The organism is Amycolatopsis circi (assembly GCF_003385235.1).
Taxonomy (GTDB): domain Bacteria; phylum Actinomycetota; class Actinomycetes; order Mycobacteriales; family Pseudonocardiaceae; genus Amycolatopsis; species Amycolatopsis circi.
Genome location: NZ_PQIA01000078.1, coordinates 20,517 through 43,636, shown reverse-complemented (window position 1 = coordinate 43,636; position 23,120 = coordinate 20,517). Strand labels below are relative to the sequence as shown.

The following is a 23,120-nucleotide window of genomic DNA, read 5'->3' as shown; positions in this document are numbered from 1 at the left end:
TTCGTCGGCAGCGTCAGATTGGTATAAGAGACGGCCTCGTGAGTGCGTATGCCGGTTCTCACCGGCGTAAACACTCACGACACCGATCAGCGGTCCAGCGGATACCGCGCCCGCACCCGGAACCCGCCGTCCTCCGTCCCGGACGTTTCGAAGCTTCCGCCCAGCAACCGGGCGCGTTCGGCCAGGCCGGTGAGTCCGTGGCCGCCCGAGGGGAACGCTTCGCCGACGCGGCAAGCACGGGCGTTCTCGACCTCGATGTCCAGCGCGCCGCTCCCCGCGTGGATGCGGATGGTCGCCGTGGCGCCGGGAGCGTGTTTGTGGACGTTCGTCAGGCATTCCTGCACTGTCCGGTACGCCGCCGCCGAGACCTGGCTCGGCAGGGTGTCCGGCAGTTGCTCGACGGTCAGCTGCACCGGCACGTCGCACTCGCGGATCAGGTGGTCCAGTTCCCCTATCCCGGGCCGCGGACCGTCGTCGCCGGAACCGGAGCGCAGCACGCTCACCAGCGAGCGCAGTTCTTCCAGCGTCCGCGTCGAGAGCTGGCGGATGACCTGCGCCGTCTCCAGCGCCGGACCGTCCTTGGCCTGGGCCTGCAGCGCGCCGGCCTGCATGGCGATCAGCGTGATCTGGTGGGACACGACGTCGTGCATCTCGCGGGCCAGCCGGGCGCGTTCCTCGGCGCGGACCGCGTCGGCGTGGAAGCGGCGTTCGCGGTCGCGGCTCTTCGCCAGCTCGCGCAGTTTCGCCGAGATCTCCGCGCGCGCCCCGATCAGCAGGCCGATCGCGATCGGCATTCCGGCGACCAGGACGCCGTAGATCCCGTCGAGGACGTGTTCGCGCCAGCTCAGTTCCGCGAACTCCGGCAGCGGCCACCGCACGAAGCGGCAGATGAACACCAATCCCGCGCCGACCCAGGTCTGCCAGTGCAATTGCCGCCGCGTCGCGAGCATGCCCAGGTTGAGCATCGACGCCAGCTGCGCCCATCCGGCGAAGAACCCCGGCACCGCGGCGAGCACCGCGAGGAACGGGAAGCGCCGCCGCACCACGACCGCGAGGCACGCGGCGGCCGACAGGTACAGCGAATAGGGCTGTGCTTTCGGCGGCACGACGAGCCAGACGTCGAGCACCGCCAGCAGCACGACCACCGCTTCGACGGCGATCGTCGCGACGAGGGGTTTCCGGAACAAGGCGAACGCGCCCGTCAGGTTGGCGCGCCTGGCTCGGCGGGCGGCTCTCGCTGCGGAGCTGCTCATCGAGATACCAGGAATCGAGAGTCCCTCAGTGCTCATCGCGGCGACCCCATTCGTCTTGTGGACTTGGTAATGAGATGCTCCGGCCACCCGATCGGGACGCGCGGCGGTGAACAAATGTGCGGATGCTAACGGGAACGTGTGTGTTGCCAGTAAGTTTCACCCAGAGTGGTTCTTGTGGTGTTGTAATCTCCACAACTGCTCCAACAGGATGAACGAAGCGCGATCGACGTCACCATGTGTCGATCACATCACCTTATGTTCACCATACGGCGGTTCCCACATACTGGTGAGCCGCTTTTTGGCGGAGTGTCAGTTACTCCGTTTGCCGCCCAGGTCGGGACAAGATCCGAGCCACGCGAACAGGGGAGAGATCACCCGTGCGGGTGGGCGGGAAGTGTCGCTGCGCAGTCGAAGGCCGCCGCGTCGTGGCGAGCACGACGCGGCGGCCGGAGTGATCAGCCCGCCGAGGCTTACGCGGGCGTCTCCGCGGTCGCGACGAGCACCGCGCGGCCGAGCACGTGGCCGAACATGGTGAACCCGAGGACGGCGGGCGTCGCGTCGGCCGGGACGTCGATCGTCTCGACATCCAGGGCGTGCACGACCACGAAGTAGCGGTGTTCGCCGTGGCCGGCCGGCGGGGCCGCGCCGATGAAACGCGCGGCTCCGGCGTCGTTGCGCAGCTGGAAAGCGCCGTCCGGCAGGCCGGAACCGGTGTCGTCGCCCGCGCCTTCCGGCAGGTCGGTGACAGTGGCGGGCAGGTCGGCGACGGCCCAGTGCCAGAAGCCGGAGCCGGTCGGCGCGTCGGCGTCGTAGACCGTGACGGCGTAGCTTTTCGTGCCTTCCGGCGCGCCGGCCCACGACAGCTGCGGCGACGTGTCTTTGCCGCCGGGTATACCGAAGATCCCGGAGAACTGCTCGACGGACCAGGCCGCTCCGTCGGCGACGGTCGTGCTCGTGACGGTGAAGCTCGGCACCTCGGGAAGGCGTGCGAACGGGGAGTTGGCGGACATGTGTTCCTCTCACTGGAAGCGGTACCTCATCGACTATAGCGCTAATAATCGATGATTTGCCAGATCGTCTATCCTGAAGACATGAAGCAGATGCTGTCCGAGCAGGTCTACGACCAGGTCCGCGCCGCGATCATGCGCGGCGAGGTCGAGCCGGGGCAGGCGCTGAAACCGCAGGAACTGGCGGCGCGGTACGAGGTCAGCCTCGCCGTGGTGCGGGAGGCGCTGGTCCGGTTGGTCGGGGAGGGGCTGGCGGAACGGCTGACGAACCGCGGATTCGCCGTGCCGGCGCTCGCCGATCAGCGGTGGCAGGAGATCATCGAGGCACGCCAGACGGTCGAGCCCGCGATGCTGCGGTTGTCGGTCGCGCGCGGAGACTTGGAGTGGGAGACACGGGTGCGCGCGGCGGGACACCGGCTCGCCCGGACGCCGATGTATGTACCGGACGAGGGCAGCTACTACTCCGCTGCTTGGGCGGAGGCGCACCGCTTGTTCCACCGCACGCTGCTCGACGGCTGCGGAAACACCGTGCTGTTGGAAAGTTTCGACCGGCTGTGGCTGGCGAGCGAACTGGCCCGGCGGTGGACGGTGCACCCGTCGTACCGGCTTCCGGTGGAGGACGTGCTCGCCCAGCACGAGGAGTTGGAGCGGGCGGCACTGAGCCGGGATCAGGAGGCGTCGGCGAGGTTGCTGACGGATCATCTGGCGGCGACGGCGGCGGTGTTGACGGGAGCGGAGGCGGCGGGGGACTCGTGAGTGCGCAAGCCAGTTCTAACCGGCTTGCGCACTCACGAGACCCAACCCACTGCCAACCCTCGCTAACTCCCTTGCCCCACAACGAAAAGGGCTCCCCGCGCCAACGCGCGAGGAGCCCTTCCCGGCAAACCTTCTACTCAGCTGGCGGCTCGTACACCTTCGTCAGCTTCCCGGCCGCCTCGCGGTCCAGGAGCCACAGCGTCCGCCGGTAGCCGTGAGCACCCGAAACCGGGATCTGCGTTTCCGGCGCACCGGCCAGTGCCTGCGCGACCGCGTCCGCCTTGGCGGTGCCCGCCGTCATCAGCCACACCTCGCGGGCGCGGCGGATGGCGGGCAGCGTGAGCGACACGCGCGTCGGCGGGGGCTTCGGGCAGTCGCGGACCGGCACCACCGAGCGCTGAGTTTCGCGCACCTCGGCGGTTTCCGGGAACAGCGACGCCGTGTGGCCCTCGCCGCCCAGGCCCAGCAGCATGATGTCGAACTCCGGAACATCCGCGCCGGGGCCCGCCGCGTCGGAGAGGACCTTCGCGTAGGACTCGGCGGCCGCGTCGACGTCGTCGCCGAATTCGCCGTCGGAGGGGGCCATCGCGTGCACTCGCTCCGGGGCCAGCGGAACGTGGTCGAGCAGGGCTTCGCGCGCGCCCTTCTCGTTGCGCTCGTCCGAATCGGCCGGGACGAACCGTTCGTCACCCCAGTAGATGTCCAAACGCGACCAGTCGATCGCGTCCCGCGCGCTCGACTCCCGCAACTCCCGCAGCACGGCGATGCCGGTGCCGCCGCCGGTGAGGACCACCGACGCCGCGCCCCGGGCCGCCTGTACGTCGACGATCCGCGTCACCAGCCTGGCCGCGGCGGCCGCGGCCAGCAGGTCGGGGTTTTCGTAGACGACGACCTCGGTCCGGCTCATGAGGTGCTCTTTTCCGCCGTCTTCCGGCCGCTCGGCTTCGGCTTCGCCGCAGCGGAGGCCTTAGCGGGCGCGGGCTTGGCGGCAGTCGAAGCCTTGGCAGCAGCGGGCTTGGACCCGTTGGACGCGGCGATCTTGTGCAGCCCGTGCAGCGCCGCCTCGTAGATCTCGTCCGGGTCGAGCCGCCGCAGTTCCTCCACGAGGCACTCCGGATTGCTGCGCCGCTGCAACGCGATCCGCCGCGTCGGCTGGCCCGGCTGGGTCAGCGTGCCGACCCGCCCGTCCGGCCGCGTCAGCTCCACCGCGCCCGACTTCCGCTCCAGCTTCACCGAGATGATGCCCTGTGCGCTCGAGCTTTTGACCCGGTGCACCGGCGCCTTGAGGTACTCGGCGAGCCAGCCCGCGAGCAGTTCGGTGGACGGCGAATCGGCCTCGCCGGTCACCGTCGCGCTCGTGATCTTCTCGTACGGCGGGAGGTCCAGCGCCGACACCAGCTGCGCCCGCCAGCGGGTCAGCCGGGTCCACGCCAGGTCGGTGTCACCCTCCACATAGGACTTCGCACGCGTGGTGAGAGACCTTATCGGGCTCTTTTCCGCGGCGGAGTCGGTGATCCGCCGCTGCGCCAGCTGGCCGAGCGGGTCCTCGGCGGGAGCCTTCGGACCGGCCCCGGGCCACCAGGTGACGATCGGCGCGTCCGGCAGCAGCAGCGGCACCACGGCGCTCTGCCCCTGCGCGGCCAGCGGACCGTACAGCCGCAGCACGATGACCTCGCTCGCGCCGGCGTCGCCGCCGACGCGGATCTGGCCGTCTATGCGCGGCGCGGCCGTGCGCGCGCCCTTCGCCACGACGATCACCCGCGACGGGTGTTCGCGGCTGGCGTCGTTCGCGGCCTCGATGGCGTCCTCGAGCTTGGCGTCGTCGTCCGCGACGATCACCAGCGTCAGCACCCGGCCGAGCGCGACCTGGCCGCCCTGCTCGCGGATCTCCACCAGTTTCTTGTTCAGCGCCGACGTCGTGGTCGACGGCAGGTCGATGATCACGGACGCCTCCAGTGTTTTTGCGGGATACCCGCACCCAGTCGGCGTCCGTGGTCCGCTTCGCGATTGTGACTCACGGACGCCTCCAGTGCCTGCCGGTACGTTCCATCATTTCGTCCGCCGACTTCGGACCCCAGCTGCCCGGCGGATACTGCTCCGGAGCGGTGCCGAGCTTCGCCCAGTGCGACAGCACCGGGTCGAGGATTTCCCACGACAGCTCGACTTCCTCGTTCACCGGGAACAGCGACGGCTCGCCCAGCAGCACGTCCAGGATCAGCCGCTCGTAGGCCTCCGGCGACGATTCGGTGAACGCGTGGCCGTAGCCGAAGTCCATCGTGACGTCGCGGACCTCCATCGTGGTCCCCGGCACCTTCGAGCCGAACCGCAGCGTGATGCCCTCGTCCGGCTGCACGCGGATGACCAGCGCGTTCTGCCCCAGTTCCTCGGTGGAGGTGGAGTCGAACGGCAGGTGCGGCGCGCGCTTGAACACGACCGCGATCTCGGTGACGCGACGGCCGAGCCGCTTGCCGGTGCGCAGGTAGAACGGCACGCCCGCCCAGCGGCGGTTCTGCACCTCCAGCGTCACCGCGGCGTAGGTCTCGGTCGTCGAATCCTTCGCGAAACCGGCTTCCTGCAACAGTCCCGGCACCTTGGTGCCGCCCTGCCAGCCGCCCGCGTATTGCCCGCGTGCGGTGGTCTGGTCGAGTGGCAGCATCGGCTTGGCCGCCGCCAGCACCTTGGCCTTCTCCGAGCGCAAAGCCTTCGGCTCGAACGACAGCGGTTCGTCCATCGCGGTGAAGGCGAGCAGCTGCAGCAGGTGGTTCTGGATGACGTCGCGCGCGGCGCCGATCCCGTCGTAGTACCCCGCGCGGCCGCCGAGGCCGATGTCCTCGGCCATGGTGATCTGCACGTGGTCGATGAAGTTGGCGTTCCAGATCGGCTCGAACAGCTGGTTCGCGAAGCGCAGCGCCAGGATGTTCTGCACCGTCTCCTTGCCGAGGTAGTGGTCGATGCGGAACACCGACTCCTCGGGGAAGACGTCGTTCACGATCGCGTTGAGCTCCTTGGCGCTCTTGAGATCGTGGCCGAACGGCTTCTCGATGACCACGCGCCGCCAGGTGTTCTCGTCGGCCCGTGCGAGGCCCGAACGCGCCAGCTGCTTGGTCACCACCGGGAACGCGCCCGGCGGGATCGACAGGTAGAACGCCGTGTTGCCGCCGGTGCCGCGTTCCTCGTCCAGTTCGCGCACGGTCTGCGCGAGCCGGTCGAAGGCGTCGTCGTCGTCGAAAGTGCCCTGGACGAACCGGATTCCTTCGGCGAGCCGGTTCCACACCGACTCCTTGAACGGCGTCCGCGCGTGCTCCCGCACCGAATCGTGCACCAGCTCGCCGAAGTCCTGGTGTTCCCAGTCCCGGCGGGCGAAGCCGACCAGCGAGAACCCGGCGGGCAGCAGCCCGCGGTGCGCGAGGTCGTAGATGGCGGGCATGAGCTTCTTGCGCGCCAGGTCGCCGGTGACGCCGAAGATCACCAGGCTCGACGGCCCGGCGATCCGCGGCAGCCGCTTGTCGCGGGGATCCCGCAGCGGGTTGCGCCAGGTCACTGAGCGGCCTCCTGCACTGCCCGCACAAGCTCGGCGAGCCCGGCGGCGCGGTCGGTCAGGTGCAGCCGCAGCACCGGACGCCCGTGCTCGGCGAGGACCTGGCCGTCGCCGAGCGCCTGCGCGTGCTGGAGCTGCCCCAGCGTGTACGGGCGGTCCGGCACCGACAGGTCGTCCTCGACGGCGCCGGTGATCTGCAGGAAGCTGCCGTTCTGGTGGCCGCCCTTGTGGTACTGCCCGGTGGAGTGCAGGAACCGCGGGCCCCAGCCGAACGTGGTCTGCACGCCGGTCCGCTTGGCGATTTCGCCGCGCAGCAACGAAGTCGACGCGTCGTCCAGCCGGTCGAGGTAGGCCTGAACGGCGATGTATCCGCCGTCGGCCACCGAACCGAAGAACGCGCGCAGGATGTCGGCGAGTTTTCCTTCGGTGACAACGCCTTCGCTGCCGAAGACTTCGACGGCACCGTCCACAGTGGCCGGTTCCTCGCCGCCCTTCAGCTTCTCCGGGTCGTCCAGCAACGCGCGGGCCGCCTTCTTGGCCGCTTCGACGTCCGGCTGGTCGAACGGGTTGATCCCGATCAGCCGTCCGACGAGCGCGGTCGCGAACTCCCACAACAGGAACTGCGCGCCGAGCGGGCCGGTCACCGAAATCTGCGCCGCGCCTTCCGGGGCGCCGATCGCGACCGCGGTCGCATCCTTGCCGTGGTCGGCGAACCCGGGTGCGTCCGGGCCGTCGACGGCCACCGGCAGCAGGCCGGTGCCGAGCTTGCCGGTGGACTCGGCGATCAGCTGCTCCGCCCAGTCCGGGAAACCAGGCAAATAGTTCGAGTTGCCGGAATCCGTTGCCGCTAACACGACCTTCTCGGCACCGGCTTCGTGCGCCGCGCCCCACGCCGCCGCCAACTGCACAGCCGGGTTCTCAGCGGTGTCCTCGGCGAGCGTTTCCGCCACCGAAGCGGCCTGGTCGAGCAGCCGGGCGACATCCGCGCCCGCGAGACCGGCAGGCACGAGGCCGAACGCGGTCAGCGCGGAGTAGCGGCCGCCGACGTGCGGGTCGGCCAGGAAGGTCTTGCGGTAGCCCTCTTTCTCCGCCAGTTCGGAGAACGGGGAGCCGGGATCGGTCACGACGACGATCCGTCGTGCGGCGTCGATCCCGGCGTCCGCGAACGCCTTGGCGAAAATCCGGCGGTGGCTGTCAGTCTCGACGGTGCCGCCGGACTTCGACGACACCACGATGACCGTGCGCTCGAGGTCGCCCGCGAGCGCGTCGGCCACCTGGCCGGGGTCGGTCGTGTCGAGCACCGTGAGCGGGACGCCGGCGGTGGCGGTGATGACCTCCGGCGCGAGCGACGAACCGCCCATGCCGGCGAGCACCACGCGGTCCACGCCCTCGCTGCGCAGTTCCGCGCGCAGCGCTTCGATTTCCCCGATCAACGGACGCGACGACTTGTGCAACGTCGTCCAGGACAATCGGATCGACGCTTCGGACTCGGCGTCCGGACCCCACAGCGTGGAGTCCTTGGCGGCGAGCTTGGCAGCGGCGCCGTCGGCGGCCAGCCGCTGCGCCAGCGGCGCTGCCTTTTCTGCCAGTTCGGCGTCGACGATCACGACGCCGGTTTCGTCCCCGCTCATGGTCTCTGGTTCAGCCCCTCGCTTTGTTCAGCTGCCCGGTCACCGTGTCCAGCAGTTCCTGCCAGGACTTCTCGAACTTCTCGACGCCTTCGGTCTCCAGCGTCAGGAACACGTCCGGCACGTCGATGCCGGCCGCGGACAGTTTGTCGAAGATCGCCTGCGCCTGCTCGCCCTTTCCGGAAACCGTGTCGCCGGTGATCTCGGCGTGGTCGGCGACCGAGTCCATGGTCTTCTCGGGCATCGTGTTCACGACGTCCTTGACCACGAGCTGGTCGACGTAACGGGTGTCGGAGTAGGCCGGGTCCTTCACGCCGGTGGAGGCCCACAGCGGACGCTGCGCGTTCGCACCCGCCTCGGCGAGCGCCTTCCACTGGTCGGTGGCGAACAGCTTCTCGAAGGCCGAGTACGCGAGCCGCGCGTTGGCGATGGCCGCCTCGCCCAGCAGCGCCTTGGCCTCGTCGGTGCCGAGCGCGTTCAGCCGCTTGTCGACCTCACTGTCCACACGGGACACGAAGAACGACGCGACCGAGTGGATGCCCTTGAGGTCGTGGCCGTTGGCCTTCGCCTGCTCCAGGCCAGCGAAGAAGGCCTTGATGACGGCCTCGTAGCGCTCGACGGAGAAGATCAGCGTGACGTTGACGCTGATGCCCTCGGCGAGCGTGGCGGTGATCGCGGGCAGGCCCTCTTCGGTCGCCGGGATCTTGATCATCACGTTCGGCCGGTCGACGGTCTTCCACAGGTCCTTGGCCTCGGCCACTGTCTTGTCGGTGTCCTTCGCCAGGCGCGGGTCCACCTCGATGGACACGCGGCCGTCGACGCCGTTCGTGGCGTTGTACACGTCGCGGAAGAGGTCCGCGGCGTTGCGCACGTCGGTGGTGGTCAGCTCCCGGACGGTGCCGTCGAGGTCCGCGCCGCGCGCGGCGAGGTCGTTGACCTGCTCGTCGTAGGCATCGCCCTTCGACAGCGCGTTCGCGAAGATCGTCGGGTTGGTGGTCACGCCGACGACGTGCTTGTCGCGGATGAGCCCGGCGAGGTTGCCCGAGTTCAGGCGCTCCCGCGAAAGGTCGTCCAGCCAGATCGAGACGCCTGCTTCGGACAGCTGCGCGAGCCGATCAGTGCTCATGATTGCTCTCCCTTCAGTTCTTGGTGTTGGCGATCGAGCGGCGGGCGGCGTCGACCACGGCCTCGGCGGTGAAGCCGAACTCGCGGAACAGCGTCGCGGCATCGGCCGAGGCGCCGTAGTGCTCGATCGACACGTTCTCGCCGGCGTCGCCGGTGAAGCGCTGCCACGGCATCGCGATCCCGGCCTCGACCGAAACGCGGGCCTTGACCGTCGGCGGCAGGACGGCGTCCTTGTAGTCCTGCTCCTGCGCGTCGAACCACTCGACACACGGCATCGAGACCACGCTGGTCGGGATGCCGTCGGCCTCGAGGGTCTTGCGCGCCTCGACGGCCAGCTGGACCTCGGAGCCGGTCGCGATCAGCACGACTTCCGGGGCACCGTTGGACGCCTCGGCCAGCACGTAGCCGCCCTTCTTGACGCCCTCGGCGTTCGTGCCCTCCAGCACCGGCACGTTCTGCCGGGTCAGCGCGAAGCCGGACGGGTGGTGCACGTCCTCCAGCACGGCCTTCCACGCGTACGCGGTCTCGTTGGCGTCCGCCGGGCGGACGACGTTGAGGCCCGGGATCGCGCGCAGCGCGGCGACCTGCTCGATCGGCTGGTGCGTCGGGCCGTCCTCGCCGAGGCCGATCGAGTCGTGCGTCCACACGTAGATGACCGGCGCCTTCATCAGCGCGGCGAGCCGGACCGGCGGGCGCATGTAGTCGGAGAAGGTGAGGAACGTCGCGCCGTAAGGCCGGGTGCCGCCGTGCAGCGCGATGCCGTTGAGGATCGAGCCCATCGCGTGCTCGCGGATGCCGAAGTGCAGCGTGCGGCCGTACGGGTTGGTCTTCCACATGTCGGTGCCGGCCGCGGCCGGGCCGAACGAGTCGGCGCCCTTCATGGTGGTGTTGTTGCTCTCCGCGAGGTCCGCGGAACCGCCCCACAGCTCGGGCAGCGGCTCGGCCAGCGCGTTGAGCACCTCGCCGGAGGCCTTGCGGGTGGCGATGCCCTTGGCGTCGGGCTCCCACGACGGCAGGTTGTCCGCGAAGCCCTCGGGCAGCGTGCGGGTCGACAGCCGGTCGGCCAGCTTCTTGCGCTCCGGGTTCGCCGCGGCCCACGCCTCGAAGCGCTCCTGCCACTCGGCGCGCTGCTTCTCGCCGCGCTCGATCGCCTGGCGGGTGTGCGCGAGAACCGCGTCGTCGACGTCGAAGTTCTTCTCCGGGTCGAAGCCCAGTGCCTTCTTGACGCCCGCGACCTCTTCCGCGCCCAGCGCCGCGCCGTGCGCCTTGCCGGTGTTCATCTTCGTCGGGGCCGGGTAGCCGATGATCGTGCGCAGTTCGATGAACGACGGCCGTTCGGTCTCGGCCTGCGCCGCCTTGATGGCCGCCTCGATCGCGACGACGTCCTCGCCGCCCTCGACGGTCTGCACGTGCCAGCCGTAGGCCTCGTACCGCTTCGCGACGTCCTCGGACAGCGCGATGTTGGTGTCGTCCTCGATGGAGATCTGGTTCGAGTCGTAGAAGACGATCAGGTTGCCCAGCTGCTGGCGGCCCGCGATGGACGAGGCCTCCGAGGTGACGCCCTCTTCGATGTCGCCGTCGGAGGCGATCACGTAGATGTGGTGGTCGAAGATGCTCTCGCCGGCCGGGGCGTCCGGGTCCAGCAGGCCGCGCTCGCGCCGCGCCGCCATCGCCATGCCGACGCCGTTCGCGAGGCCCTGGCCCAGCGGGCCGGTGGTGGTCTCGACGCCCTTGGTGTGCCGGTACTCCGGGTGGCCCGGGGTCTTGGAGCCCCAGCGGCGCAGCTGCTCGAGGTCTTCCAGCTCCAGGCCGAACCCGGCCAGGTAGAGCTGGATGTAGAGGGTCAGGCTGGAGTGCCCGGCGGAGAGGACGAACCGGTCGCGGGCGGGCCACTCCGGGTCGGCCGGGTCGTGCCGCATCGTGCGCTGGAACAGCGTGTACGCCAGCGGCGCCAGGCTCATCGCAGTGCCCGGGTGCCCGCTGCCGCAATTTTCGACGGCGTCCGCGGCCAGCACGCGGGCGGTGTCCACGGCGCGGGTGTCGGTCTCGGTCCAGTCGGCCGGCACGTTGCGCCGGAGCAAGGGGTTGGTCTCGCTGCTAGAGGTTTCGGACACTGAACTCGAACTCCTGCGTCGGTGAAGTGGTGGCTGTATTCCGTGCGTGCCGCTCAGGTGCTGCGGTGTGCGCCCTCAGTTGTCTCAATCGATCCCGAAGGGACGATATTCCTGCTGGCGGCGCTGCGCAGGCGGAGCGAGCGGCCCGTCGCTGTCACCCTAGTGCGTACGCGTGCGCGCGAGCGCGGGCGACAGCCCCGCGGGTGAGGTGATCCTGCCCGCCTGTCCGTCTCCGGCTACCCGCCGCGGGCCCTCGCGACTCATCGGGGCCCTCTGCGGGCGACGTGACGGAGGAGACATCGCCGGGCGTGTCCCGGACCCGCGGGCGTCGGGCCGGTCCGCCACGTCTAACATCGATCGCGGGCCAGGCACGGAAGTTCTCACACAGCACCACCTGTTTCTTCCGTACCACCCGGCCCAGGACTGACTCAGGGAGAGAAATGTCGTTGGTGAACGCTGCGCACGGACGCAGTGAAGACACCAGCGCCGTACCCCCGGACGGCGGGCGACCGCGCGGGGCCCGGCGAAGCTTCCGCCAGGTGGCCGGCGCGTACGCCGCGCTGGCGAAGCCGCGCGTGATCGAGCTTCTCCTCGTCACCACGATCCCCGCGATGTTCCTCGCCGGGCGCGAGGTGCCGAACCCGTGGCTGGTGGTCGCGACGCTGATCGGCGGCACGATGGCCGCGGGCAGCGCGAACGCGCTCAACTGCGTGATCGACAGCGACATCGACAAGGTCATGAACCGCACCAAGCGGCGTCCGCTGGTGAAGGACGCGGTGCCGCGGCGTAACGCGCTGATCTTCGGGCTCGTCCTGGGCGTCGCCTCGTTCGCTGTCTTGTACTTCACGGTGAACCTGCTGGCGGCGGTCCTCGCGATCGCGACCATCCTGTTCTACATCTTCGTCTACACCCTCGGCCTCAAGCGGCGGACGTCGCAGAACGTGGTCTGGGGCGGAGCCGCGGGCTGCATGCCGGTGCTGATCGGCTGGGTCGCGGTCACCGGCACCGTGCAGTGGCCCGCGTTCGTGATGTTCGGCGTGATCTTCTTCTGGACGCCGCCGCACACCTGGGCGCTGGGCATGAAGTACCGCGACGACTACGAGCGCGCGGGCGTGCCGATGCTCCCGGTCGTCGCGACCGCCGAGCACGTGGCGCGGCAGATCGTCATCTACTCGTGGGTGATGGTCGCCTGGACGCTGCTGCTGCTCCCGGTCACCAGCTGGCTGTACGCCACCTTCGCGATCCTCGCCGGCGGCTGGTTCCTCTTCTACGCGCACCGGCTGCAGGCCGCCGTGCACCGCGGCGAGGAAACGAAGCCGATGGCGCTGTTCCACCGGTCGAACACATACCTGATGATCGTCTTCGTCGCGCTGGCGGTCGACTCGGCGATCGGCTTGCCGGTCCTCGGCCTCCCGTTCTGAGACCCTCGCTTCGCCGAACGCCCCGGCAGCGGGCGCGGCGGCGAGCATGCGAACGTCCGTGAGGGGAACCCTGAGGGACTCTGATTCCCTCAGGGTTCCCCTCACGGACGATGCACCCAATGCCGACATCGGGGCGGTCGGCAGGAATGGCCCGGGATCCTCGCCGGTTGCACTCTTCCGGCCCCGATCCCGACCTGAAAGCAGGACCCTTCCTTGCCCGAGGAACCGGCCTACGAAGCCGAGCTGCGCCGTGAGCAGGCCTATACCGACGCCCTGTTCGCGAAGCTCGACTCCGAACGCACCCAGACCCAGCGCCGGCTGGACGAGACCCTGCGCCAGACCGGCGGGACCCCGCAGGCGCGGACCGAACGCGAAGCCGCCACGAACCTGCACAGCGACCGGCTCGCCCAGCTCGGGTCGGTCGAGCAGGGACTGTGCTTCGGGCGGCTGGACTTCGTGCCGGGCAGCACCGACGAGGAAACCGCCTACATCGGACGGCTCGGCCTGTTCGACGAGGACGACGACTACCGCCCGCTGCTGATCGACTGGCGCGCGCCGGTCGCGCGGCCGTTCTACCTCGCCACCGCCGCTTCGCCGGACGACGTGCGCCGCCGTCGGCATCTGCGGTCGCTGAGCCGTCGCGTCACCGGGTTCGACGACGAAATCCTCGACCTGACCGCCGCCGACCAGGGCCAGGATCTGGGGCTGGCCGGCGAGGCGGCGCTGCTGGCCGCGCTGGAGCGCCGCCGGACGGGCGAGATGGCCGACATCGTCGCCACCATCCAGGCCGAGCAGGACCGGATCATCCGCGCGCCGCTCGGCGGGGTGATGGTCGTGCAAGGCGCGCCGGGCACCGGGAAGACCGCGGTCGCGCTGCATCGCGCGGCGTACCTGCTCTACACGCATCGCCAGCAGCTGACCACGCGCGGAGTGCTGGTCGTCGGGCCGAACTCGACCTTCCTGCGCTACATCGGCCAGGTGCTGCCGTCGCTCGGCGAGACCGGCGTGCTGCTGTCGACCATCGGGCAGCTGTGGCCGGGTCTGGACGCCGACGGGGTCGAGTCTCCGGAAGCGGCAGAGGTGAAGGGCCGGCTGGTGATGGCCGACGTGCTCGCCAAGGCCGTCCGCGATCGGCAAGGTGTACCCGATCCGGTGATCGAGATCGAGCACGAACGCGAGATCCTCAAGCTCGACCGGAAGACCTGCGCGCAGGCCCGCACCCGGGCGCGCCGTTCGCGGCGGCCGCACAACCTCGCGCGGCGGCTGTTCGTCTCCGACGTCCTCGACGCGCTCACCCGGCAGGCCGCCCGCGCACTGGGCGAGGACCTGCTGGACGCGCAGGACGTCCAGGACATCCGCGCCGAGCTGGCTTCGAGCCCCGCGGTGGCCGCCGCCCTGAACTCGCTGTGGCCGAAACTCACCCCGTCGGGCCTGCTGGACGACCTGTTCGCCGACCGCGAACACCTCGACTTGGCGGCCGGTGACCTGCTGTCCGAAGAGGACCGCAAGCACCTGGAGAGCGGGCGCGACGCGAAGTGGACGCCAGCCGACGTGCCGCTGCTTGACGAACTGGCCGAGCTGCTCGGCACCGACGACTCCGAGGAAGAGGCCGAGGACAAGCGCCGCGAACGCGTCGAGCGCGCGTATGCCGAGGGCGTGCTGGACATCCTGGAGCAGGACGAGGAAATCCAGGACGAGGAGGTCCTGCGGGTGTCCGACGTGCTGGACGCGGAGTTGTTCGCCGAACGCCAGCAAGCGCGCAGCGAACTGACCGCGGCGCAGCGTGCCGCACAGGACCGGACGTGGACGTTCGGCCACGTGATCGTCGACGAGGCGCAGGAACTGTCCGCGATGGACTGGCGGCTGCTGATGCGCCGCACGCCCAACCGGTCGATGACGCTGGTCGGCGACGTCGCGCAGACCGGGGCCGCCGGGGGAGCGCGGACCTGGGACGAGGTGCTGTCGCCGTACGTCGCCGACCGCTGGCGGCTGGAGCAGTTGACGGTGAACTACCGGACCCCGGCGGAGATCATGGCGGTCGCGGCGGGCGTGCTCGCCGAACTGGACGTGGACCTGGCTGCGCCGGTGTCGGTGCGGGAAACCGGGGTGCCGCCGTGGGGCGTGGAAGTCGCTTCGCTGGACGAGGAACTGCCCGCGCTGGTGGCCGCGGAACTGTCCGCTGTGGACGGTGGCACCGTCGCGGTGCTGGTGCCGGGCAGCCGGATCGACGAGGTGCGGAAGCTGCTTCCCGAGGACGAACGGCTGAGCGTGCTGACCGTTGACCGTTCCAAGGGGTTGGAGTTCGACGGGGTCGTGCTGGTGTCGCCGGACGAGATCGTGGCGGGGTCGGTGCGCGGGCTCAACGACCTGTACGTGGCGCTGACCAGGGCGACCCAGCGGCTCGGCGTGGTGCGGACCGGTCCGGCGGTGCCCGCGCTCGGCGGCCTTGGTTAATCTTCCGCCATGCAGAACATCGGCAGGACAGCTGTCCTCGGCGCGGTCGCGGTTGTCGCCGCGTTCGGCCTCACGGCCTGCGGCGGCGACAGCAGTGCGGCCCCCGCTGCCCCGAGCCGCGAGTGCACCGCGGACGACATCAAGACCACCGGGAACTTCGGCCAGGCACCGACGATCACCATCCCGGACGACTGCGCCCCGCCGAAGAAGCTGCTCACCAAGGACCTGTCGGCGGGCACCGGCAAGGGCGCGGCCGCCGGGTCGAAGCTGTCGATGAACTACCTGGTCGTCACGTGGTCGAACAAGAAGAAGCTGGACAGCTCGTTCGACCGCGGCGAGCCGTTCGGCCTCGACCTCGGCGCCGGACAGGTGATCGACGGCTGGGACCAGGGCCTCGTCGGCGTCAAGCAGGGCGGGCGGCGGCTGATGATCATTCCGCCCGCCCTCGCCTACAAGGACGGCGGACGCGGCATCGCGCCCAACGAAACGCTGGTCTTCGTGACCGACGCCCTTTCGGTCGGCTGATCTAGGGGATCAGCAGCAGCTTGCCGGTCGTCCGGCGTCCCTGCAGGTCCTCGTGGGCCTTGCGGGCGTCGGCGAGCGGGTAGCGGCCGCCGACGCGGACGTTCAGCGAACCGTCCTGCACGGCGGCGAACAGTTCGCTGGCGCGCCAGTCGAGTTCCTCGCGGGTGCGCAGGTAGTGGCCGAGCGTCGGGCGGGTGAGGAACAGCGAGCCGCCGGAGTTGAGCCGCTGCGGGTCGATCGGCGGCACCGGGCCGCTGGCCGCGCCGAACAGCGCCAGCGTGCCGCGGATCTTGAGGCTTGCGAGGCTGCCGTCGATGGTGCTCTTGCCGACGCCGTCGTAGACCGCGGCGACGCCCTCGCCGTCGGTCAGCTCGCGGGCGGCTTTCGCGAAGTCTTCCCGGTCGTAGCGGATCACGTGGTCCGCTCCCGCGCCACGGGCCAGCTCGGCTTTTTCGTCGGTGGACACCGTGGCCAGCACTCGCGCGCCTCGCGCCTTCGCCAGCTGCACCAGCAAGAGGCCGACGCCGCCAGCCGCCGCGTGGACGAGGATGTCGTCGCCCGCCTGCACTTCGTAGGTGGAGCGCACCAGGTAATGCGCGGTCAGGCCCTGCAGCATCGTGGCCGCGGCGATCTCGTCGGACACGCCGTCCGGCACCTTCACCGAAGCGCTGGCCGGGACCACGGCGCGTTGGGCGTAGCTGCCGAGCACGCCTTGCCAGGTCACGCGGTCGCCAGGAGCGAATTCGGTGACGCCCTCGCCGGTCTCCACGACCGTCCCGGCGCCCTCGGAGCCGAGGACGAACGGCAGGTCGATCGGGTAGATGCCCTCGCGCTGGTAGGTGTCGATGTAGTTGACGCCGGCCGCGGCGAGGTCGACCAGCAGCTCTCCGGCACCGGGCGGACCGGGCTCGATCTCGGCCAGTTCCAGCACTTCCGGGCCGCCGGTCCGGGTCACCTGCACTGCGGTCGGCATGGTTCCTCCTCGAGATGTGCGCGTCTGGCGTCCACTATGGCCGAGAACACGGTCGGGCCGCGGGGGCGGGGGTCTCGGGTTAAGCTCCGGACGTGGCTGAGGAGACCGAAAACACGCCGACCGCGCCGACTGCCCGCCAGCTGGCCTCCGCCCGCGACTTCGTGGCGAAGCACGGCAAACCGTCGCGCGCCGTGGTCGAGAACATCGGCTTGGCCGGTGCCCGGGTCGTGCTCGTGGGCCCGGACGGCGCGATGGGCGACGTGCTGGTCGCCGGGGTCGAGACCGGTGCCGCGCTGGTCGAGCAGGTCGACGACCTCGAGGCCGCGGAGTGGGACAGCGAAACCGTGAAGACGGTCAAGATCGGCGCCGCGCACCGGCGCAAGATGGCCGGGCCGCGAGCGGGCCGGTGACCCGCTCGGCGATTTTCGTCGGCTGCGCCGCCCTGCCCGAGGGAGACGGCGACGAGGCCGCGGTGCTGCCCGCGCTCGCCGACCTCGGATTCGCCGTGAGCTGGGCGGCCTGGGATTCGGACGCCGACTTCGCTTCGGCGGACGTCGTGATCCTGCGTGCCGCCTGGGATTACCCGGAGCGCCGCGAGGAGTTTCTCCGCTGGTGCGAAGACGTGCCCGGGCTGAGCAATTCGGCCGCGGTCGTGCGCTGGAACACCGACAAGACGTATCTCGGCGAACTGCTCGACGCGGGCGTGCCGACGGTGCCGGTCGAGATCGTGCCGCCGGGGGAGAAGCCGCGCTGGCCGAAGAAGCCGTTCGTGGTGAAGCCTTCGGTGGGCGCGGGAGGCCGTGACGCCGCCCGGTTCTCCTCCTTCGGCGCGGACGCGGAGCAGCATCTGCGCGCTTTGCACGACGACGGGCGCACGGGTTTGATTCAGCCGTATCAGTCCAGTGTGGACACACAGGGCGAGATCGCGGTGGCGTACTTCGGCGGCGTTTATTCGCACGCCTTCACGAAATTCGCTCCGTTGGAGTCCGAAGTGGACTCTTCCGGGCTGTACCGGGAAGAGCGGCTGGCAGCGGCGGTTCCGGCCCCGGAGGTGCGTGCGGTGGCCGAGGACGCGCTGGACGCTGCTTGCGGGTTGCTCGGGATTTTGCGGGCGGAACTGTTGTACGCGCGGGTCGATTTGGTCCGCGGGGACGACGGTCGTCCGCTGGTGCTGGAGTTGGAGTTGACTGAGCCGTCGCTCGGGTTCCGGCACGCGGACGCGGGTGCGCCGTTGCGGTTCGCGTCGGCGGTTCGGCAGCAGCTGGCCTAACCCCGCCTGGCAATGCTTGAAGGTCCGTGAAGGGCTCCTTGAGGGAATCTGATTCCCTCAAGGAGCCCTTCACGGACCTCAGCTGGCTTGCTGGACTCGCTTGGCGGCGAGCCGTTCTGCGCGGGGCCAGCGGACGTCGGTCGCCCAGCGTAGGCGTTCGAAGAGCCAGATCACCCGGGCCGAGACGTCCACCTGTCCGCGCAGGACGCCGTGCCGGGCGCAGGTCGGGTCGGCGTGGTGGGAGTTGTGCCACGACTCGCCCATCGACAGCAGTGCCAGCGGCCAGAAGTTCGCCGCGCGGTCGCGGCTCGCGAACGGGCGGTCGCCGATCAGGTGGCACACCGAGTTCACCGACCAGGTCACGTGGTGCAGGAACGCGATCCGCACCAGCCCGGCCCAGAAGAACGCCGTCAGCGCGCCCTGCCAGGTGCCGCTGAACGCCCAGCCGAGCGCGGCGGGAAGGGCGAGGCTCAGCGTGATCCACAGCCAGAAGAACCGGTTCACCAGGCGCAGGTCGCGGTCGCCGACGAGGTCCGGGGCGAAGCGGTCGGCGTTGGTGACCTCGCGCTGGAACATCCAGCCCATGTGCGCGTGCCAGAACCCCCGCAGCAGCGCCGCGGGCGAGGTGCCGAACAGCCACGGCGAATGCGGATCGCCCTCGCGGTCGGAGAACGCGTGGTGGCGGCGGTGGCTCGCGACCCAGAAAATCACCGAACCCTGCACGGCCATGCTGCCCGCGATCGCGAGCGCGATCCGCAGCGGGCGGCCCGCTTTGAACGCACCGTGCGTGAAGTAGCGGTGGTAGCCGACGGTCACGCCGAGCGTCGCGAGCACGTAGAAGACGGTCGCGAGGATCAGGTCGGTCCAGCCGATGCCCCACCCCCACAGCAGCGGCACGGCGGCGATCAGCGCGGCGAACGGCACGAGCAGGAACGTCTTGAGCACGAGCATCTCGGCGGTCCCGCGCCGGCCGGAGAGAAGGGGTTTGCCGGGACGGGCAGGGGCGGTCGGCATGGCGGCACCTCGGGCTTTTCGGGGCTTTCGGAAAGCCGGACGCCGACGACGGTAAGCCGCCGACCTGTCCGCCGGGCCGACGCGCAGTTACGCCCGGATGACCGTCAGTTCGCGGTGGCGAGTCGGCCGCGGGAGGCGAGGGGAACGGGGGCTTCCGCTCCGGTGTTCTCCAGGGGCCGATGCTCAGCGGCGCGAGGCCGTCAGTTCGCGGTGGCGAGTTCCCGCTTCTCCGCGGGCTCCAGCGACGTGACCGGCCCGCGGTCGCGAGTCCCCGTCCACAGCACTGCCGTCACGACGATCACGAGCGCCGAGCCGAGCACGTGGAACGACACCATCGCCTCGGGCACGCCCAGCGCGTACTGCACCGTCCCCAGAACACCCTGCAGCAGCGCGACAACCCACACCCACGCATACCGCTGCCACACGCTCTTCGGCGTGCCGCCGCGCATCAGCGTGAGCCCGAAGACGCCCAGCACGACGAGGTACGCGATCAGCAGTCCGCTGTGGACCCGCGCCAGTTGCTCGATCGGGGCGTCGAGGCGATGCGTGTTGACGTCGCCGCCGTGCGGGCCCGCGCCGGTGACCGTGGTCCCGGCGATGAGGACCGCCCACATCAGCACCGTCAGCAGCACCAGCATCTGCCGTCCCAGCTTCGGGACCAGCGGGCGCGCCGGTTCGTCTCCTTCGCGGAACGCCTTCAGCAGCATCACCGCCAGCCAGACCAGCGGGGTGGAAGCCAGGAAGTGGATCGCGACCGTCCACCATTCCAGTTTCGCCAGCACGGTCAGCCCGCCGAGGACCGCCTGCAGCACCACGCCGCCGGGCATCGTCCAGGCGAGCTTCACCAGGCGCTTGCGCTCCGGGTGGTCGATCTGGATCCGCCACGCGGTGAGCACCGCGAGGGCGGCCACCACGATCACGACGCCGGTCAGCATCCGGTTCGAGAACTCGATCCACTGCGTGACCGCGTCGATGCCGGAGTGCCGCACCGGGACCAGGCTGCCCGCGACGCACTGCGGCCAGGTCGGGCACCCCAGCCCGGACCCGGTCACCCGCACCACGGAACCGGTGACGCCGATGCCTGCCTGCGTGACCACCGCGGCGATCCCCACGCCGCGCTGGACCGCGACGGACGGATACGGCAGGCGGGCGATCAAACTGCGAAGGGACACGCGGCCACGATACTCGTGCGCGGCGATCACGGTTCTAACCGGGATCGCCACTCACGACCACTTGTCCCCAACCTCTTTGCTCATCCACAGATTTCGTGAGACCGCCGCCACAGCCTCGATGCCGCGGCGAAGGTGGATTCATGCCTCTTCACTCAAGATGGTCGGAAAACGACCGGATTCCCGAAGAACAGGCCGGTGGCTGGCGTTCGATGGTGCGCAGCCAGGCAGGCGTGGTGTCGTTCGCGCAGCTGAGAGCCTACGGACACAGCTGGCATGACGTCGCGTCAAATGTCGCGGCGCGCCGATGGCAACGAGTGCTTCCCCGCGTCTACGCGACATTCACGGGCGAACCGGGCCGGGAAGCTCGGATGCACGCAGCTGTGCTTTACGGCGGAAAGCACAGCGTGCTTAGCCATCGGACCGCCGCAGAGGAATGGAGAATGATGCCGATTGGCTCCGGCCCGATCGAAATCACCGTGCCATACGGAAGTTCGGCGGTGTCGCAGATGCCAGTCGTGCGGGTGCATCGGTCTCGTGCGCTTGCGTTCTCGGCGCTGGCGAGCGTTCCGCCGAGAACGCGGAAGACGGACACGGTCGTCGATCTCGCGGTGGCCGAACCGGATGCGCGGTCGGCGATGTACTTGGTGATCGATTTGGTCAGCAGACAGGCGTTGAGCCTGTCGGAAATGATCGGGTGCGTCGAGGCCAGGCCGCCGCGACGCTATCGGGCGGCGATCACGCGCGCGTTGCAGCTTGTCGGCGGCGGTCTGATGTCCGCGCTGGAGGTCGAGTACTTCGACGAAGTGGAGCGGGCGCACGGGTTTCCGCCGGGGCGACGGCAGGTTCCGGTCGCCGTCGACGGCAAGACGCTGTGGGAGGACGTGGTTTACGAGATTGGCGGGGAAAGCCTTGTGGTCAGGCTGGACGGCCGCGCGGCGCACAGCGTGGCTGGCGTGGCGTTTCGCGATCGACGTCGGGACAATGCGGCTGAACTCGCTGGCCGCGCCCGTCTTGTGTACGGATGGTGGGACGTCCGTCGGGACAGTTGCGGGGTGGCGCGAGAGGTGGGGACGGTGCTCGCGCGGCTCGGGTGGGTACCGGGGCCTCGTGAGTGTTTATGCCGGTTAGAACCGTGATTGGCACTCACGACCCCCTCTCAGGTGAGTTTCGTAGTCCGGGTCGCCAGCACTCCGGCCACCGCGGCCCACACCACCAGCACCGCCGCCGGTCCGAGCGGGAATTGCCCGTCCACCAGCGCCGCGCGCATGCCTTCCGCCAGCGCGCCCGAGGGCAGCAGCGAAACGACCACGCCGACCCCGGACGGCAACGCCGACGGAGCCAGCAGGATCCCGCCAGCGAGAAGCAGCACGAACCACACGATGTTCGCCAGCGCCAGCACCGCTTCCGCCCGCAGAGCGCCGCCCAGCAGCACGCCCAGCGCGCCGAAAGCGAGCGTCCCCAGGATCAGCAGCACCACCGCGGAGCCGATCCCGGCGGCCGACGGGGACCAGCCAAGGAAAGCCGCCACCACGCCGAGCACCACGGACTGCAGCGCCACGACGACCAGCGCGGCCACGAGCCGTCCGGCCACGAGCAGCCAGCGCGGCAGCGCCGTCGCCGAAAGCCGCTTCAGCACGCCGTACCGGCGGTCGAAGCCGAGCGCGATCGCCTGGCCGGTGAAGGCCGACGACATGACCGCCAGCGCGAGGATCCTCGGCGTCATCCAGTCCACTTTGGACGTCGAGCCGAGCTGGCTCGCGGGCAGGATGTCCAGCGTGCTCAGGCCGATCAGCAGCGCGAGCGGGATGATGAGGGTCAGCAGCAGCTGCTCGCCGTGCCGCAGGGTCAGCGCGGCCTCGACGCGGGCGTGCGTGCGCAGCATCCTGCCGAGCGAGCCGCGGCCGGGCGCGGGGGTGAAAGTGCCCGCGGGGAAGGGAGAACTCATGCGCGCAGCTCCCGTCCGGTGAGTTCGAGGAACACTTCTTCGAGCGTCCGCCGTCCGACTTGCAGTTGTTCGGGCAGTACGCCCTGTTGCGCGCACCAAGCGGTGACGGCGGAGACCACCTGCGGGTCGACCGCGCCCTCCACCAGGTACGAACCGGGCGCGGTTTCGCTGACCCGGTACCCCTCCGGCAACGCGGCCGCGAGCAGTGTCGTGTCGAGTTTCGTGCGAGCGCGGAACCGCAGCTGCGCCGCCTCGCCCGCCTCCAGGGTCAGCGAATGCGGCGTGCCCTCGACGACGACCTTGCCGTGGTCCACGATCACCACCTGGTCGGCCAGCGTTTCCGCTTCCTCCATCAGGTGGGTGGTGAGCAGGACGCTCACGCCGTCCGCGCGCAGCGCCGCGAGCAGGTCCCAGACCAGCCGCCGCGCCTGCGGGTCCATGCCCGCGGTGGGCTCGTCCAGGAACACCAGCTCCGGGCGGCCGATCAGCGCGCACGCCAGCGAAAGCCGTTGCTGCTGCCCGCCGGAGAGCCGTTTGAACGGCGTCCGCTTCGCGCCGGCCAGCCCGAGTACGTCGAGCAGCCACGCCGGATCGTGCGGGTTCGCCGCGCAGGAAGCCACTAGCCGCAGCATTTCCTCCGCGCGCACGCCCGGGTACGCGCCGCCGCCTTGCGGCATGATGCCGACGCGCGGGCGGAGCCGGGAGCTGTCCGCGACGGGGTCGAGCCCGAGCACGCGCACCCGGCCCGCGTCAGGTCTGCGGAAACCCTCGCAAATCTCGACAGTGGTCGTTTTTCCGGCACCGTTCGGCCCGAGCAGGGCCAGCAGGGAACCACGCTCCATGCGCAGGTCGATGCCGTCGACCGCGGTGGTGGAGCCGTAGCTTTTCGCCAAGCCGGAGATCTCGACGGCGGGGTTGTCCACAA

20 protein-coding genes are annotated in these 23,120 nt (G+C 70.0%); 7 read left to right on the top strand and 13 right to left on the bottom strand.

The window, feature by feature from the left end:
- Window positions 1–86: 86 nt before the first annotated feature.
- On the bottom strand, window positions 87–1,289 hold the full coding sequence (locus D0D37_RS28625; RefSeq protein WP_167493582.1) for a sensor histidine kinase: 1,203 nt from the start codon (window positions 1,287–1,289) through the stop codon (window positions 87–89).
- A gap of 434 nt (window positions 1,290–1,723) precedes the next feature.
- The gene (locus tag D0D37_RS28620) at window positions 1,724–2,263 is read right to left on the bottom strand and encodes a YbhB/YbcL family Raf kinase inhibitor-like protein (protein ID WP_116203689.1); all 540 of its coding nucleotides are present in this window, start codon (window positions 2,261–2,263) and stop codon (window positions 1,724–1,726) included.
- Window positions 2,264–2,353: 90 nt separating this feature from the next.
- Here D0D37_RS28620 and D0D37_RS28615 point away from each other — a divergent pair, with 90 nt between their 5' ends.
- Entirely contained in the window at window positions 2,354–3,016 is a 663-nt protein-coding gene (locus D0D37_RS28615) for a GntR family transcriptional regulator (protein WP_208720182.1), read from the top strand.
- A gap of 133 nt (window positions 3,017–3,149) precedes the next feature.
- Here the strand turns inward: D0D37_RS28615 and pgl are convergent, their stop codons facing one another.
- From pgl to tkt, 6 genes are all read right to left on the bottom strand, one after another.
- Window positions 3,150–3,923 carry a 6-phosphogluconolactonase gene (pgl, locus tag D0D37_RS28610; protein WP_116203688.1) on the bottom strand — a complete coding sequence of 258 codons (774 nt, stop codon included), beginning with the start codon at window positions 3,921–3,923 and terminating at the stop codon, window positions 3,150–3,152.
- Entirely contained in the window at window positions 3,920–4,960 is a 1,041-nt protein-coding gene (opcA, locus tag D0D37_RS28605; protein ID WP_116203687.1) for a glucose-6-phosphate dehydrogenase assembly protein OpcA, read from the bottom strand. The genes pgl and opcA overlap by 4 nt, the downstream gene beginning before the upstream one ends.
- A gap of 70 nt (window positions 4,961–5,030) precedes the next feature.
- The gene (gene zwf, locus D0D37_RS28600) at window positions 5,031–6,557 is read right to left on the bottom strand and encodes a glucose-6-phosphate dehydrogenase (protein WP_116203686.1); all 1,527 of its coding nucleotides are present in this window, start codon (window positions 6,555–6,557) and stop codon (window positions 5,031–5,033) included.
- Entirely contained in the window at window positions 6,554–8,185 is a 1,632-nt protein-coding gene (locus tag D0D37_RS28595) for a glucose-6-phosphate isomerase (protein ID WP_116203685.1), read from the bottom strand. The genes zwf and D0D37_RS28595 overlap by 4 nt, the downstream gene beginning before the upstream one ends.
- Window positions 8,186–8,195: 10 nt before the next feature.
- Window positions 8,196–9,308, bottom strand: coding sequence for a transaldolase (gene tal, locus D0D37_RS28590; protein ID WP_116203684.1), 1,113 nt, complete (start codon window positions 9,306–9,308; stop codon window positions 8,196–8,198).
- 13 nt (window positions 9,309–9,321) lie between these two features.
- On the bottom strand, window positions 9,322–11,421 hold the full coding sequence (tkt, locus tag D0D37_RS28585; RefSeq protein WP_116203683.1) for a transketolase: 2,100 nt from the start codon (window positions 11,419–11,421) through the stop codon (window positions 9,322–9,324).
- Between the two features lie 440 nt (window positions 11,422–11,861).
- Here tkt and D0D37_RS28580 point away from each other — a divergent pair, with 440 nt between their 5' ends.
- The 3 genes from D0D37_RS28580 to D0D37_RS28570 all read left to right on the top strand — a co-directional run bounded on the left by D0D37_RS28580 (window position 11,862) and on the right by D0D37_RS28570 (window position 15,821).
- Window positions 11,862–12,842 (top strand): heme o synthase, encoded by a 981-nt coding sequence (locus tag D0D37_RS28580; protein WP_116203682.1) that lies wholly within the window; start codon window positions 11,862–11,864, stop codon window positions 12,840–12,842.
- Between the two features lie 213 nt (window positions 12,843–13,055).
- Complete coding sequence (locus D0D37_RS28575; RefSeq protein WP_116203681.1) at window positions 13,056–15,296, top strand: HelD family protein; 2,241 nt, start codon at window positions 13,056–13,058, stop codon at window positions 15,294–15,296.
- Window positions 15,297–15,305: 9 nt separating this feature from the next.
- Window positions 15,306–15,821 (top strand): FKBP-type peptidyl-prolyl cis-trans isomerase, encoded by a 516-nt coding sequence (locus D0D37_RS28570; RefSeq protein WP_116203680.1) that lies wholly within the window; start codon window positions 15,306–15,308, stop codon window positions 15,819–15,821.
- 1 nt (window position 15,822) lies between these two features.
- Here D0D37_RS28570 and D0D37_RS28565 read toward each other — a convergent pair whose 3' ends face one another.
- Window positions 15,823–16,794 carry a quinone oxidoreductase family protein gene (locus tag D0D37_RS28565; protein ID WP_116203679.1) on the bottom strand — a complete coding sequence of 324 codons (972 nt, stop codon included), beginning with the start codon at window positions 16,792–16,794 and terminating at the stop codon, window positions 15,823–15,825.
- A gap of 92 nt (window positions 16,795–16,886) precedes the next feature.
- On the opposite strand from D0D37_RS28565, the gene D0D37_RS28560 reads away from it, so the two are divergent.
- Together D0D37_RS28560 and D0D37_RS28555 are read left to right on the top strand one after the other, a co-directional pair.
- Entirely contained in the window at window positions 16,887–17,204 is a 318-nt protein-coding gene (locus tag D0D37_RS28560; RefSeq protein WP_116203678.1) for a hypothetical protein, read from the top strand.
- The gene (locus D0D37_RS28555; RefSeq protein ID WP_116203677.1) at window positions 17,201–18,064 is read left to right on the top strand and encodes an ATP-grasp domain-containing protein; all 864 of its coding nucleotides are present in this window, start codon (window positions 17,201–17,203) and stop codon (window positions 18,062–18,064) included. Before D0D37_RS28560 ends, D0D37_RS28555 begins: the two co-directional genes overlap by 4 nt.
- 78 nt (window positions 18,065–18,142) lie before the next feature.
- On the opposite strand, the gene D0D37_RS28550 is transcribed toward D0D37_RS28555, so the two are convergent.
- Entirely contained in the window at window positions 18,143–19,078 is a 936-nt protein-coding gene (locus tag D0D37_RS28550) for an acyl-CoA desaturase (RefSeq protein ID WP_116203676.1), read from the bottom strand.
- 200 nt (window positions 19,079–19,278) lie between these two features.
- Entirely contained in the window at window positions 19,279–20,250 is a 972-nt protein-coding gene (locus tag D0D37_RS28545) for a COX15/CtaA family protein (protein WP_116203695.1), read from the bottom strand.
- 140 nt (window positions 20,251–20,390) lie between these two features.
- Here D0D37_RS28545 and D0D37_RS28540 point away from each other — a divergent pair, with 140 nt between their 5' ends.
- A complete protein-coding gene (locus D0D37_RS28540; protein WP_116203675.1) occupies window positions 20,391–21,386 on the top strand; it encodes a hypothetical protein in 996 nt (331 codons plus the stop codon).
- 20 nt (window positions 21,387–21,406) lie between these two features.
- On the opposite strand, the gene D0D37_RS28535 is transcribed toward D0D37_RS28540, so the two are convergent.
- Window positions 21,407–22,195, bottom strand: a complete 789-nt coding sequence (locus D0D37_RS28535) for an ABC transporter permease (RefSeq protein WP_167493581.1) — start codon at window positions 22,193–22,195, stop codon at window positions 21,407–21,409.
- Window positions 22,192–23,118: an ABC transporter ATP-binding protein gene (locus D0D37_RS28530; protein WP_116203674.1), complete on the bottom strand. Its 927-nt coding sequence runs from the start codon at window positions 23,116–23,118 to the stop codon at window positions 22,192–22,194. Before D0D37_RS28530 ends, D0D37_RS28535 begins: the two co-directional genes overlap by 4 nt.
- Window positions 23,119–23,120 lie beyond the last annotated feature (2 nt).

Bases quoted from the DNA above. Each gene is read 5' to 3' on its own strand.
- D0D37_RS28615 (WP_208720182.1), top strand. From the start codon at position 2,354: ATGCTGTCCGAGCAGGTCTACGACCAGGTCCGCGCCGCGATCATGCGC.
- D0D37_RS28540 (WP_116203675.1), top strand. From the start codon at position 20,391: ATGCCTCTTCACTCAAGATGGTCGGAAAACGACCGGATTCCCGAAGAA.
- D0D37_RS28565 (WP_116203679.1), bottom strand. From the start codon at position 16,794: ATGCCGACCGCAGTGCAGGTGACCCGGACCGGCGGCCCGGAAGTGCTG.
- D0D37_RS28580 (WP_116203682.1), top strand. From the start codon at position 11,862: ATGTCGTTGGTGAACGCTGCGCACGGACGCAGTGAAGACACCAGCGCC.
- pgl (WP_116203688.1), bottom strand. From the start codon at position 3,923: ATGAGCCGGACCGAGGTCGTCGTCTACGAAAACCCCGACCTGCTGGCC.
- D0D37_RS28595 (WP_116203685.1), bottom strand. From the start codon at position 8,185: ATGAGCGGGGACGAAACCGGCGTCGTGATCGTCGACGCCGAACTGGCA.
- D0D37_RS28620 (WP_116203689.1), bottom strand. From the start codon at position 2,263: ATGTCCGCCAACTCCCCGTTCGCACGCCTTCCCGAGGTGCCGAGCTTC.
- D0D37_RS28625 (WP_167493582.1), bottom strand. From the start codon at position 1,289: ATGAGCACTGAGGGACTCTCGATTCCTGGTATCTCGATGAGCAGCTCC.
- tal (WP_116203684.1), bottom strand. From the start codon at position 9,308: ATGAGCACTGATCGGCTCGCGCAGCTGTCCGAAGCAGGCGTCTCGATC.
- D0D37_RS28550 (WP_116203676.1), bottom strand. From the start codon at position 19,078: ATGCCGACCGCCCCTGCCCGTCCCGGCAAACCCCTTCTCTCCGGCCGG.
- D0D37_RS28570 (WP_116203680.1), top strand. From the start codon at position 15,306: ATGCAGAACATCGGCAGGACAGCTGTCCTCGGCGCGGTCGCGGTTGTC.
- D0D37_RS28535 (WP_167493581.1), bottom strand. From the start codon at position 22,195: ATGAGTTCTCCCTTCCCCGCGGGCACTTTCACCCCCGCGCCCGGCCGC.